Consider the following 13,621-nt stretch of genomic DNA (forward strand, 5'->3'; position numbering starts at 1 on the left):
ATGGATGAAAATTTAATGATGATATGGCAGAAATGCCTTCAGTTTATGCGGGATAATTTAAACGCTGCTGAAGATAATTCTGATCTGAAAAAACTTGAAAAATCTTTCGATATGTTATTTGATAAGGTTCAGCCAATTTCATTGGTGGCGAATAACCTTACACTGATCGTACCGAGTGATTTTTACAAGGAATACATTGAGGACAATTACCTGTCCCTGCTTTCTGCTGCCCTGAAGAAAAATATTGGAAAAGGAGTAAAACTATGGTATTCAGTAATGGAAAACAGACCGAAAGGTCAGGAAAAACCAGTTACCATGAACATCAAGGGACAAAGCGTTCCTACTCCTAAAACTCAGGAAACAATGCCACAAGGATTTTCAGCAAATATTGTAAACCCTTTTGTGGTCCCTGGAATAAGAAAAGTAAATATAGACTCTAATCTGAAACCGGATTATTCTTTTGATAGTTATGTAGAAGGAGAAAGCAATAAATTTGCTGCTACTGTAGCAAGATCTATCGCTAAAAGACCAGGAGCAACTGCTTTCAACCCATTATTTCTTTATGGAGGGTATGGAGTAGGGAAAACCCACTTAGGCCAGGCTGTTGGTCTTGAGGTGAAAAATCAGTTTCCGGATAAAGTTGTTCTTTACCTGTCTTCTGAAAAATTTATCCAGCAGTTTATTTCTGCTGCCAAAGCACATAAACAGACAGAATTTGCAAATTTCTACCAGATGGTAGATGTTCTGATCATTGACGATATCCAGTTCCTGTCCGGTAAATCTGCCACGCAGGACAGCTTCTTCCATATATTTGACCACCTTCACCAGAACGGAAAACAAATTATTCTTACTTCAGATAAAGCTCCGGCTGATATCATGGATATTCAGGACAGAATCGTTTCCCGTTTCAAATGGGGACTTTCTGCAGAGATTAAATCTCCTGATTTGTCTACAAGAAGACAGATCATTGAAGATAAATTAAGCAGAGACGGAATCGTTCTTCCGGGAGATATGCTTGATTTCCTTGCCGCTGAAGCAAAAACAAATGTAAGAGAGCTGATCGGGGTAATCAATTCCGTGATTGCTTATTCTACAGTATATAAGAGAGATCTGAGTCTTGAATTGCTGAAAGAAACAATCAACAGAATCGCTGCTAATCAGAAGAAAGTCATTAACATTCCTTATATTCAGGAAGTGGTATGTGACTATTTCGGAATCAAAAAAGAACAGCTTCTTTCTAAAACAAGAAAAAGAGAGATTGCTTTGCCAAGACAGCTGGCGATGTACTTCTCAAAAGAATTTACCAATTCTACTTTCACTAAGATCGGAGAAGAAATGGGCGGAAAAGATCATTCAACGGTAATGTATGCTTGTGACACGATCAAGGATGTATCAAAAATTGATAAAGAAGTTAAGAAATACGTAAAAGATCTTACAGAAAGAATCAAGCAGTAAAAAATAACTGAATTAAAAATAATAAAAATGAAGAATAGTTTTATTCTTCATTTTTTATTTAGTTTTGTTAAAAGAGGAATTTAGAATTTCTTTTTCATTTTTTAATTAAAGAATATATGAATATTTTGATGGTTTGCCTGGGGAATATCTGCAGAAGTCCTTTGGCAGAAGGAATTATGAAAGAAAAGCTCGGGAATGGGGTAATTGATTCCGCAGGAACAATATCACTTCACGAAGGAGAGCATCCTGATAAAAGGGCTGTTAAAACAGCGGCCAGTCATGGAATTGATATCTCAAAACAGAAGTCCAGGCCCATTACCAACGCAGATTTTGAAAACTTTGACAAGATCTACTGTATGGATATTGATGTGTATGAAGACGTAATTTCAAAAGCAGGAAATGAAGAGCAACGCCAAAAAGTTTCTCTGTTTCTGGAAGCTTTAGGTGACCACAAAAATGCAGAAGTTCCAGATCCTTACTGGGGCGGAATGGATGATTTTGAAAACGTTTTCCAGCTTTTGGATAAAGGATGTGACGCCATCTTAAAACAGATGAAATAAAAGGGGGAAATTGTATCTGTTGCTTAATATTGAACCACTATTTTTTTATTCCCTCACTTAAAAAACGAACTATAAAACAATAAAATGCTTTTTTTACTCCCAGCCTACCTTTCGGAAAATACTTCTATCACTCATTTCTCACCTGTGATAAAAGAATATATCATGCAAACCGATTATTTCTTTGTAGAAAATGAAAAAACAGCCAGAAAAGTCGTTAAATTCTTTGCTCCTGAAAAGAAACAGTCAGATCTGAAACTGTTTTTACTGGATAAGTACACCGAAAATGCAGATATTAAAGAAGCGCAAAATCTGATGTTGAAAGGACAGGATTTCGGGTTACTTTCCGAAGCCGGATTACCTTGTATTGCCGATCCGGGAAACCTGATCGTAAAATGGTGCCACGAGAAAAATATCAGAATAATTCCTATTTCCGGACCTTCATCTATTATCCTTGCGCTGATTTCAAGTGGATTCAACGGGCAGGAATTTACCTTCCACGGTTATCTGCCGATTGATAAAAGTGAAAAGAAAAAACAGATTCTTCATCTGGAAAGCCTGGTGCAGAAAACAGGGTATTCGCAGATCTTTATGGAAACCCCATACAGAAATAACCAGCTTTTTGAAGACCTGACAAAATTCCTTTCCCCCAATACCAAACTCTGTATTGCAGCCAATATCAATGATCCTGAACATGAATTTATTCAGACCAAAACCATAGCCAACTGGAAGAAAGCCCTGCCAGAACTGCATAAAGTTCCGGCTGTTTTTGTTCTCGGAAAATGATTTATGCTGTATGAAGTATAAGATGAAAGTTTGGTTTGAGATATAATCTGATGTGTTGCATGAAGTTGAAAATCTTTGACTTTTTGGCATCGTGATCTGAAAAACTTAGTTATCTTAGTTAAAAGGCTAACGCTCAAATTTCAAACCTCAAATCTCAAATCATTCAAAGCATGAATAACGTACAAAATTTACATACAGAGGAAGAAGATGCTGTACCATTTGGTACTTTGATTGCCAATGATGTTGCAGATCAGCTGCAGAACGGTCATTTTTTAGGTTATCGTCACCGTGATTACTGCGGAATGGGAATGCAGTCAGATGAAAACCAAAGGTTTTTCTACGGAGAAATATATGATGGTGATCTTAATAACCCGAAAATATTTGAAAATAGGGATCTGTTTGTTTCCTGGCTTTCCATGCAGTCCACAGCTTCATTGGCTCGGCTGGATGATGAAGAGTTTTATAAAGGGAATCAGGTAATCACAAGAAAACGCCTGTTGGAGTTCATTCAATAAAAATATATAACAATCTCTGCTATGGAAAAACTGACTACTTCAATGATTCTGCTAAGTGTTGCACTTTTCATGATTTCCTGCAGTCCTGATGCCGCAAAAAAGACAAAATCAGCAATATCCAATGATGTAAAGAAAACAGAACCTCTTTGCTGGAAGGATATCAGGGCCGGAGAACTTCCCCCGGCAGGTGCTTATGATGCCATCGACAGTCTCGTGAAAAAATGGGATCTATGTTACGAAAGGATAGAAACCGGATGCGATATAACCGACAGCACCCGGAAAATTCAAAAAGAAGCAGACCGTACCAATGAAGTCTATTTCAAAAGTCTTGAGAAAAAACTGGGCAAGAACTGGAAACAGCATTTTGATAAGGAACTGCGTGTATCAGACAGCATCAACTGGATAAAAATCAGTGAGCACATCAGGAGTATGAATGAATGATATCGTTAAAGTTAGTTTATCTTTATTGCTGCTTTTTAAAAACAGAATCTGCATGATTTATTTTTTTCTTCGTGCTTTCCATTTTCTCCAGAGAAATACTACTAAAGGAATAAACAAAAGGAAAGGCCAGAAAGAAACAATCCCCAGGAGGAAGCCTACAAAACTGTTCCAGCCTTCTGTAAGAGAATCGGAAAACCTGCTTCCAAATCCTATTTTTGAAGTGGTGGAGCTCCTTGCCTTTTCCTTATACAGAGAGAGCTCCAAAGTGCTGTAATTGACCCGGTCGTCAATAAAACGCAGTGTGCCTTCAGCCACATCAATTTCATCTTCCAGCCCACGGATTTTCTCCTGAATTTCAAGTATGTCTTTTGTAGTGGATGCATTTCTGAGCAGATCACGGTACTTTTCAAGATAGATTTTTTTATTGGCCAGTTTTATTGAAACATCAGTATATTCCTCAGTAACATCATTGGAGGAAATATTTTTAGACAGGATAGATCCCACACCGTCCGAGAAAGAATTGATAAGCTTATCAAAATTCTGATGGGGAACACGGATCATCATAGACAGGTTTTCGTCCGTATCGGTATTCCGAAACTGTTCCTGTTGAATATAGGCGTTACTTTTCTTTAGGATCTCTGCAGTTTGGTTTTGTGCTTTTTTCAGGTCACCTACTTGAATGGTCATTTTCCCGTTTTTAATGATCTTTTTAGAGATCGTATCTGTTTTATGATGGCTTAATGGTGGAGCAGGCATATTTTCGTCTGAATCTGTTTTCGCAGAAATAGTAAGATGATTGGTCATTTCTTTTTCCAGAGGAGGATCTGCCATTGTGACTGCTTGGGGATCAGATTGGCTGCAACTCATTAATATAATACTTAATGATAATGCTGAAAATATTTTTTTCATGGTTAAGTTTTTATGAATATTAACAAAAATCATACTTAAATGCTTTTTTTTATTGTAAGATGTTATTGTTTTTATAGAAATTGTTGCGTAATATGTATTGCGTGGTTGAGGTAAAAAATCTGCGCAATCCACGAGAAAAATAAAAAACACACCAATACTGTTTTCGTAAACGCAAAACCTGATTTATAGGCATTACTGATTAAATGATTAAAGAAACGCGACTTCATCATTCATGAAGCTTGCTGCTAAATGTCCGCTTCATGGAATCAATAGAGTTGATCCTACGTTTTGCGTGGTAAGTTTGCAATATATTGGTTACATTTGTGCTATGTCTGCACTAGAAAAATTCGGGGTTGAAATTTTTACCCAGCATAATATTTTCGAGAGAATTTCTGCGGATAAGCCTTTCCGTCCGGAAAATCCTGCCTTTATCTTTATCAAATCAGGATCTATAAAACTACGTCAGCATTTCAGTGACCTGGAGCTTTCTGCGAATATGTTTATGGTAACTGATCCACAGACTATTTATGAAATGGTTTCCGTGAGTGATGATTTCCAGTCCAGGATGGTTTCCTATAAAAGAGAATTTATTTCGGCATTATCATTGAAATTCAACAGACTGATCACCTACCGTTATTTCAGACAGCAGATGAATAAAGGAGTTCCTTTTCCGGAGGATGAAATGGAAGTGGTCTGGAAAAGTGTTAATTTCCTGAAATATATTTTAGATTCCGAAACGGAAATGCTGTATAAAAAAGAGATGGTGGAACATCTGTTCTCTGTTTTTTGCTACCAGATGGCCGGTATTATTTCTAAAGAAGACAACTATTCCATGAACCAGATGTCCAGGCAGGAGGAAATTGTTTTTGTTTTTCTTACCGATCTTGCAGAACATCATCTTACCGAAAGAACCGTGGAATTCTATGCCGAGCGCCAGTCGATTACAACCAGACATCTTTCATCAGTGGTAAAATCCATTACCGGAAAATCAGCAAGCCAGATCATTGCTTTGATCGTAATGAATGAGGCGAAAGTACTTTTAAACTCTTCCAAAAAACCGGTTTCTGAGGTGTCGTCTATTCTCGGATTCAGTGATCAGTACTCGTTTTCGCACTTTTTTAAAAAGCATATGGAAGTGAGCCCAAGCCAGTACAGACATCAGTTTGAAAATTAAAATCTTACATTTGAACATCTTTTTCCAATAATCAAACATTTGTTTGAATTATGAACTGCTGTAACTTTGTTCCCGTAAAACAAGGTACAATGACAAAGAATGTAAAAACGGCACTATCATTCGTGATAGCTCTATTCCCTGCGCTGTTTTTTTCACAACAGACGCGGGAAATGACGGCAGATGAAGTCGCCGAAATGGCAGTACAAAACCATCAGCAGTTAAAAGTTTCCGCTCAGAATATAGACATTGCCAAACAGAATACTAATGTGGCAAAGCTTCAAAAGCTTCCTACCGTTACGGCTTCTACGAGCCAGTTCTATTTAGGAAATGCGGTAGCTATTGATAAAGACTTTTCAAATTCCACCAAAGTTCCGATGCCTCACTACGGAAGTTCCTATGCGGTACAGGCTACCCAGCTGATCTTTAAAGGTGGATTGGTAACTAAATCTATTGAGGTAGCAGGTCTCCGTGAGCAGCTTTCTGAACTGGATCTGGAAAAAAACAGACAGGATGTGAAATTTCTCGTGATTTCCAATTATCTGGATGTGTATAAGATTATGAACCAGGAATCCGTATTTCAGAACAACAAAAAACTGGCTCAGGAACGTCTCAAAAATATTCAGAAATTCTATCAGCAGGGAATGGTAACCCGAAACGAGGTGATCCGTGGCGAATTGGCCATCAAAAACCTTGATCAGGGAATCCTTACGCTGGGCAATAACAGAAAAATCCTGAATTATAATCTAAATATTGCATTAGGACTTCCGTCTGACACAGAGATCATCCCCGTGGAAAGCTTAACGGATAAAGAATCGGGAATAGGAATGGATTACTACCTGAATCTAGCCCATGAAAGCAATCCCCAGCTTAAATCTGCCCAAAAGAATATTGATCTTGTCAGCAAAAATATTGAAATTATCAAAACAGATCAAATGCCGACCCTTGCCGGATTTGGAGGCTATACGCTGCAACGTCCAATCACCACAAGAAACCCAGTTCTGGATATGTATTCCGGAGGATGGCAGGCAGGAGTTTCTTTAAGCTATAATATCGATAACCTTTACAGAACAAAAGAAAAAGTGAAACTCGGTGAGCTTCAGAAAACCCAGGCCGGAGATGCAATGACCCTGGTACAGCAGAATGTGGATATGGCGATAAATGCAGCTTATGTGAAATACCAGGAAGCTATTCAGCAGGCGGAAATCCTTAACGATTCTAAAAGACTTGCAGAAGAAAACTATAAGATTACAGAAGCAAAATATCTGAACCAGCTGGCAGTACAGGCCGAAATGATTGATGCCCAGAACCAGAAACTTCAGTCTGAGCTGGATTATGCCAATGGAGAGATCAATGTACTTTATCAGTATTATAATCTTATCAAAGCTTCGGGAACACTTTAATCTTTTAAAACTGAAAAACAAAACAATGGAAAACAAGGAACAAACTACTCAAAATACACAGGCAGCTCCGGCACAATCGGCTGCTTCCGATAAAAAGAAAAAGAATAAAACCAATAAAATCCGCGCTATTATTTCGAATATTATCGTTTTTCTGGTGATAGGATTCGGGTTGTACTGGCTGGTACGTGAATATTTCCACATTGGAGATAAAACCTATACAGAGGCAGCTCAGGTGGAAGAGTTTATAAACCCTATCAATACCAGAGTTTCTGCTTATATCAAAGAAATAAAATTCATCGAACATCAAAGAGTAAAAAAAGGTGATACGCTGGTTATTCTGGACAAAAACGAAATTCTGACCCAGCTTGGGCAAGCAGAAGCAGCTTACCAGAATGCAATGGCACAAAGATCAGCAACAAGTTCATCCGTTAATACGGTTTCTAACAATGTTAATGTGATGGAATCCAATATTGCAGGTGCAAAAGCAAGATTATGGAATGCAGAGCAGAACCTGAACCGATATAAAAACCTTCTCGCTGCTGAGGCTGTAACAAGACAGCAGTATGACCAGGTAAAAACAGAATATGATGCCCAGAAAGCAGCTTACGAAACGCTGGTTAATCAAAAGCAGTCTGCCAATCTTTCTACAACAGAGGTAAAAAGCCGTCTGGGGATTAATGATGCAGAGATCAAAAGAACAAAATCAGCCTTGGATATGGCGAAAATCAACCTTTCCTATACCGTCATTACAGCTCCTTATGACGGAGTAATGGGAAGAAGAACAATTGCCGAGGGACAATTAATTCAACCCGGCCAACAGGTAGCCACGATCGTTCTGAACGGTCAGAAATGGGTAACCGCTAATTTCCTTGAAAGACAGATGCCGAACATAAAAATCGGAGAGAAAATGATGATGACTGCTGATGCTTTAGGCGGAAAACAATTTGAAGGTATAGTAACTGCGGTTTCAGCGGCTACCGGATCCAGATATTCGAGCGTTCCGACTGATAACTCTACCGGAAACTTCATCAAAGTACAGCAGAGAATTCCTGTAAGAATAGAATTTACGTCTTCCAATAAAAAAGAAGATCTGGATAAACTGAGCGCAGGGATGAACATGAACGTAAATATTAATAAAGACTAGAAGATGCAGGATATCAGATTCCAGACATGATGCGGTGCGAAATGCTAACGCTGAATATTGAAAGTCTGTCATCTGATATCTGAAATCAATGATCTAAAAAGTATGTACAACAAAGGACTATATAACGACTGGGTACCGAAACCCGTACAGCTGCTGCTGATCGTACTGCTTCTTGCAGTGGTGATGCCTCTTGGCGGTGTGTACACAGGGAATATCAGCTATCTGGTGAGCGGTACCGGAGCTCTTACAGAATATTTTATGTGGGCCAACTATGCGACCACAATCGGTATGGGAGCCTGTATGCCTATTGTTCTCAGAATGAAGATGAGATTCAAGGTGAGAGATAAAATGGTGCTCCTCTTGGTGCTTTTAGGGCTTATGAGCTATATCAATGCAACGACTTTACAGCCTATGATCTTTGTATTTACGTCTTTACTGATTGGATTTATGAAGATGATGGTCACCATAGAACTATTCTTGCCGTTGATGATGATGATTGGAAACCGTGGAATGTTTTACGGAGTATTCTATACATTTGTTCTGATCATGAACCAGGTAGCAGTTTATTATGCCGCAGAATTCTCCCTTTTGTATAACTGGCAGCAGTTTTATTTACTGACATCGGTTTTATGCTTTATATTGGCACTTATTCACTGGATTTTTATGCATAATAAATATTTCGCATTGAAAGTTCCTCTGCATTATATCGACTGGCTGAGTATTTTACTGTTCATCTCCACCTTTATGTTTTCGGCCTATGTATACTCTTTCGGGAGACAGCAGGACTGGCTGAATTCAAAAAATATCATTAATGCCAGTATAGCTGCTTTTGTAAGCTTTGCATTGCTGGCCATCCGTCAGTCAACGCTGAAACGGCCTTACCTGTCCTTTAAAATATTCACCAAAAATAATGTACAGCATGGTTTATTTATGTTGTTCTGGCTGGGAATGTTTTTAGGAACGGCATCTCTTCAGAATACTTTTGCGGTAGGAGTTTTAGGATATGATCAGCTCACGAATGCCAGACTCAGCATGCTGATGGTTCCGGGCATTATTCTAGCAGGCGCAATTGCTATATTCTGGTTCAAAAAAGAAAAACCGTTAAAAATGTACATTTTTTCAGGGTTTGCTGCGATGATAGGATATGCTATAATTATGTACTTTTCTATGGTATTAGAATTCAGTTATGACAACTGGTATCTTCCGATGTTCTTAAAAGGTTATGGAATGTGCTCATTATTTATTTCCGTTTGGTTCTATACGTTGGATAAACTTGAAATGGATGAAATGCTGGCCGCTATCGGATTGGTGCTGGTTTGGAGAACTTTCCTGGCGGTAGGTATTTTTTCAACCTTATATTCATGGTTTCAGTACAGATTTCAGGTGGCAGCTGTAGGAGATCTCGCGGTATATATGGATGGGATGACGGTGACCCCTCAGAATGTTGCAGCCAATATGAAGGGCATTCAGCTGAATGCCATTATTATTGCCACTAAAAAGATCTTCGGATATATTATCCTGACAGGTTTTGGGGTGTTGTTGTATGTAATTACCCATCATTTCGGGGCAAAACGTTTCCAGTATATGAGATTTGTGAGAGTTATCGGAGGTAAATCTGTCATTGCCAGAAGAAGACTAAAAGAAAGAAAAAAAATGTTAGAAGAAATAAAAGACGCAGCAGGACCTGCGGTTTAAAGATACCTTGTTTTTCACCAGTAAGATCCCGGACTTTGTTCAAAAGTCGGGATCTTACGTTTTTTATGAATGAGGTATTTTTAAGATCTGCATAATCTGCCAGATCAGCGAGCGAAAATATAAAAGGATTATGTATTGAAGTTGAGTTTTACCACACAAAATTTTCATTTCTAAAACTGCTGATTTTAATGTTTCATATAAATTTTAAACAGACTCTAAGGATGAACAATACCCTCTGGAAAATATGAAAAATTTCATACTGAATTGTTTTTATTTAGAAAGAATAAAAATTAAATTTGACGCATTATAAAACTTGAAATAAAAGAATGAAAAAGCAGTATGCGTTAATAGGATTATTAGCTTCGGGAATGATGTTTTCCCAGACCGTTAATGACTCTATAGCCTCTAAAGGTATTGATGATGTGGTGATTGTAGCCTCCCGAAAACCTACAAAAATCTCTGATATTCCGGGAACCGTTTGGGTGGTACAGAAAGAAAAAATTCAGGAGCAGGCCAAAAGCGGAGTTCCTATCAAAGAAATGCTTTCTATCCTGATTCCGAGTATGGATATTGGTCCTCAGGGAAGAACCAATTACGGACAGAATATGAGAGGACGCTCTGCGTTGGTTATGATAGACGGGGTTTCCCTGAACAGTATCCGCGCAATCAGCAGACAATTGGACGCTATTGACCCATTTAATATTGAAAGAATAGAAGTTCTTTCCGGAGCAAGCTCTATCTATGGAGGAAATGCTACAGGAGGAATTATCAATATCATCACCAAAGCTCCCTCTAAAAACGGAATTAGCGGAGAAACGGAAGTAGGGGTAAGAACCGGATTTATGGGGAAAGATGATCATGATTTCCGTGCGGCACAATCTATTGCAGGAAAAGGAGAGAAACTTTTCGGAAGGCTGGGAATCGCTTACCAGCAGAATGGAGGGGTGTACGGAGCAGACCAGAATCAGGTGATTACCGATATTACGCAAACCGATCTTCAGTATAACCAGTCCATTGATATTCTTGCTACAGGAGGTTATAAATTTAACAACAAGCATAAAATTACAGCGTCACTTCAGTATTATAATTCTAAATTTAATGGTGACAGAAGTCTTTATTTAGGACAGAGTCTGAGCGCTTTTACCACAAAAAATGCGTCCTTACTGGAAATGCGTGACGGTTTTTCATCAGACAAAAATGTAGGAACAGAACGTTTTATGGGAACCTTGGCTTATAATGCTAACGGTATTTTAGGTGGACAGGATCTTTATGTACAGCTGGCGGCAAGAGGAGAGAAGCTTGGGTTCTATCCTTTCCCGGGAACAGTAGCACTTCAAAGTGGGCCGATTGCCTATATGTCTTCTTCACAGCAGGATACGTATTATTCAGGGATCAAGGCATTATTGTCAAAATCCTGGAGAACCTTGAACGTAACGTATGGAGTAGATGTAGATCTGGAGAAATTCGAAGGAACACAATCTGTTTATGATCTGGCCAAAACCATGTCGAGCGGTGGTTTAATCAACGAAACAAAATACAGTCTGGGAAGATATCCTACCAATCATTCGCAGAGCTATGCAGGATATGTTCAGGCAAAATATGATATCCTTCCAAAACTTCAGATCAATGCGGGAATCCGTTACCAGAATATCAAAGTAAAAGTAGATGATTTCGTAGGTTCCGTACAGCAGACTCAGGTGGCTATGGGCTACGGAAATTCAGCATCTGCCATTCCGGGTGGTGAGAGTTCATATAATGTAACCCTGGCGAATGCAGGTCTGTTATATAAATTCAATGAGCAGCACCAGGCATGGGGAACATTTTCACAGGGAGTAAGCCTTGCAGACCCTTCCAAGTATTATGGAATCGGAACGTATAAACTGGTCAATAACAACTGGGACGTAGTTTCCAGTATCAATGTAAAGCAACAGCCTCTTCAGGCGATTAAAACCAATCAGTTTGAAGTAGGGTATCGTATGAACAAAGGCGGATTCAGAGGGCAGATCGCAGGTTTCCTGAGTAATTCTGATAAAACAGTGACGGTTGACAGAAAGACATTCCAGATCCTTGTTAATGATCTTAAGCTGAGAAATATGGGAATAGAAGCAGAAGTTTCCTATTCTATGAATAATGGAGTTTATTTCGGGGCCAGCGGCCTTTTAATCAAATCGGAAGTAGATAATCAGGGCGAATGGCAGAAGCAGGAAATTTATAATGCTTCCCCTTCAAAACTGGTCACTTATATAGGTTATAATGTTAAAAACTGGTCATTCAGATTCCAGTCGCTGCAAAACTTCAAGCTGACGGATGATCTGAAAAATGAAATTGACGGTTATAATACTTCAGACCTTATGGTAGGATACCGTTTCCCTTGGGGTAAATTCAATCTGGGAATCCAGAATGTATTCAATACAGATTATCAGACGATATGGAGCAAGCGTTCCCAGGTGTTGTATTCTACGTACGGACTTCCTGAGCTTTTTAATTATAAAGGAAGAGGAAGAACATTCAACCTTTCCTATACCTTTAATTTTTAGAAATTTAAATTAAGCTTCTTAGCCTTGATTTAAATTCATCAAATATGAATACAAATCCGGTTTCTGTGATCATCGGAAACCGGATTTTAACTTTTAAAATTTCAGTTATGGCTAAAATTCAAACAGGTCGCATTGTTGTAGAAATGACCAGAAAAGAGTATATCACAGACCATTTTATCAGGGTTTATCTGTATTCTCCGGATGTCCATCTGTTTAAGAATACTACGATTGGTGATAACAATAAGATTGCTGTTCCGCCGGCTGGTTTAAACGAAATCCATTTCCCGGAACTGGATGAGAGCAGACAATGGGTCTATCCGCCTAAAGAAGTTGCTCCTGCAGTGAGAACCTACACCCACAGCGGAATTGATCTCGAGAAAAATGAGCTGATCATTGATTTTGTGGATCATGGCGACGGCGGCCCTGCATCGAAATGGGCCCGTGAGGCAGAAGCCGGCTCAAAGCTGGGAATCATGATGAGAACAGAAGAAAAAGAGCTCTGCCCCAAAGCGGAATGGTATCTTCTGGTGGGTGACGCAACAGCGATTCCTGTTCTGAGTGCTATTCTGAACACCCTGCCGGAAACAGCGAAAGGCGTCTGTATCCTTGAAGTTCACGGAAAAGAGGATGAGCAGATCATTCAGACAAAAGCCGATATTGAATTCATATGGTTACACAACACAGAACCTCATAGCAGCAGCCAGATGGCCGATACCGTAAAAAGTATTGCCATTCCTGAAACTACAAAGTTTGGATACATAGCCACGGAATTTTCAAGTGTTAAAGAAATCCGTACCTATCTCAGAAAAGAAAAAAACTGGACTGCAAAGGAACTGAATGCTTATTCTTACTGGAAAGCAGGCGTTGCAGAAAATGAATCAGAGAAAGACAGACATAAGGAGAAAGATTCAATGGGATAGATGAATAGTGAATTTTGCTTTGCAATGAATGGTGAATTGCTGATGTTAAATTATTAGAACTGACCAATTGCTCATTACCCATTACTTA

The 13,621-nt window shown here is 38.9% G+C and carries 12 protein-coding genes; 11 read left to right on the forward strand and 1 reads right to left on the reverse strand.

The features are described 5' to 3' along the window. The 5 genes from dnaA to FW768_RS00025 all read left to right on the forward strand — a co-directional run. Window positions 1-1,455, forward strand: a 1,455-nt coding sequence (dnaA, locus tag FW768_RS00005; RefSeq protein WP_062697090.1) for a chromosomal replication initiator protein DnaA, incomplete at its 5' end; no start/stop codon positions are given. Between the two features lie 116 nt (window positions 1,456-1,571). Beyond that, window positions 1,572-2,015, forward strand: a complete 444-nt coding sequence (locus FW768_RS00010; protein WP_153391210.1) for a low molecular weight protein-tyrosine-phosphatase — start codon at window positions 1,572-1,574, stop codon at window positions 2,013-2,015. Between the two features lie 84 nt (window positions 2,016-2,099). Then, window positions 2,100-2,798 carry an SAM-dependent methyltransferase gene (locus FW768_RS00015; RefSeq protein ID WP_153391211.1) on the forward strand — a complete coding sequence of 233 codons (699 nt, stop codon included), beginning with the start codon at window positions 2,100-2,102 and terminating at the stop codon, window positions 2,796-2,798. Window positions 2,799-2,968: 170 nt separating this feature from the next. Then, window positions 2,969-3,313: a hypothetical protein gene (locus FW768_RS00020; RefSeq protein ID WP_153391213.1), complete on the forward strand. Its 345-nt coding sequence runs from the start codon at window positions 2,969-2,971 to the stop codon at window positions 3,311-3,313. A 21-nt stretch (window positions 3,314-3,334) separates the two neighbouring features. Next, on the forward strand, window positions 3,335-3,754 hold the full coding sequence (locus FW768_RS00025; protein ID WP_153391215.1) for a hypothetical protein: 420 nt from the start codon (window positions 3,335-3,337) through the stop codon (window positions 3,752-3,754). A gap of 57 nt (window positions 3,755-3,811) precedes the next feature. Here FW768_RS00025 and FW768_RS00030 read toward each other — a convergent pair whose 3' ends face one another. Continuing rightward, window positions 3,812-4,663 carry a DUF4349 domain-containing protein gene (locus FW768_RS00030; RefSeq protein WP_153391217.1) on the reverse strand — a complete coding sequence of 284 codons (852 nt, stop codon included), beginning with the start codon at window positions 4,661-4,663 and terminating at the stop codon, window positions 3,812-3,814. A gap of 328 nt (window positions 4,664-4,991) precedes the next feature. Between FW768_RS00030 and FW768_RS00035 the strand changes: the two genes are divergently transcribed. From FW768_RS00035 to FW768_RS00060, 6 genes are all read left to right on the forward strand, one after another. Beyond that, window positions 4,992-5,837 (forward strand): helix-turn-helix domain-containing protein, encoded by an 846-nt coding sequence (locus FW768_RS00035; protein WP_153391219.1) that lies wholly within the window; start codon window positions 4,992-4,994, stop codon window positions 5,835-5,837. A gap of 89 nt (window positions 5,838-5,926) precedes the next feature. Next, complete coding sequence (locus FW768_RS00040) at window positions 5,927-7,237, forward strand: TolC family protein (RefSeq protein WP_153391221.1); 1,311 nt, start codon at window positions 5,927-5,929, stop codon at window positions 7,235-7,237. Window positions 7,238-7,262: 25 nt separating this feature from the next. Beyond that, entirely contained in the window at window positions 7,263-8,381 is a 1,119-nt protein-coding gene (locus FW768_RS00045; RefSeq protein WP_153391223.1) for an HlyD family secretion protein, read from the forward strand. Between the two features lie 102 nt (window positions 8,382-8,483). After that, window positions 8,484-10,076, forward strand: a complete 1,593-nt coding sequence (locus FW768_RS00050; RefSeq protein WP_153391225.1) for an MFS transporter — start codon at window positions 8,484-8,486, stop codon at window positions 10,074-10,076. Window positions 10,077-10,402: 326 nt separating this feature from the next. Continuing rightward, window positions 10,403-12,613 (forward strand): TonB-dependent receptor, encoded by a 2,211-nt coding sequence (locus tag FW768_RS00055; protein WP_153391227.1) that lies wholly within the window; start codon window positions 10,403-10,405, stop codon window positions 12,611-12,613. A gap of 44 nt (window positions 12,614-12,657) precedes the next feature. Further along, window positions 12,658-13,533 (forward strand): siderophore-interacting protein, encoded by an 876-nt coding sequence (locus FW768_RS00060; protein WP_394349955.1) that lies wholly within the window; start codon window positions 12,658-12,660, stop codon window positions 13,531-13,533. Window positions 13,534-13,621 lie beyond the last annotated feature (88 nt).

Origin of the sequence: Chryseobacterium vaccae (genome assembly GCF_009602705.1) — a bacterium.
Lineage (GTDB): Bacteria > Bacteroidota > Bacteroidia > Flavobacteriales > Weeksellaceae > Chryseobacterium > Chryseobacterium vaccae.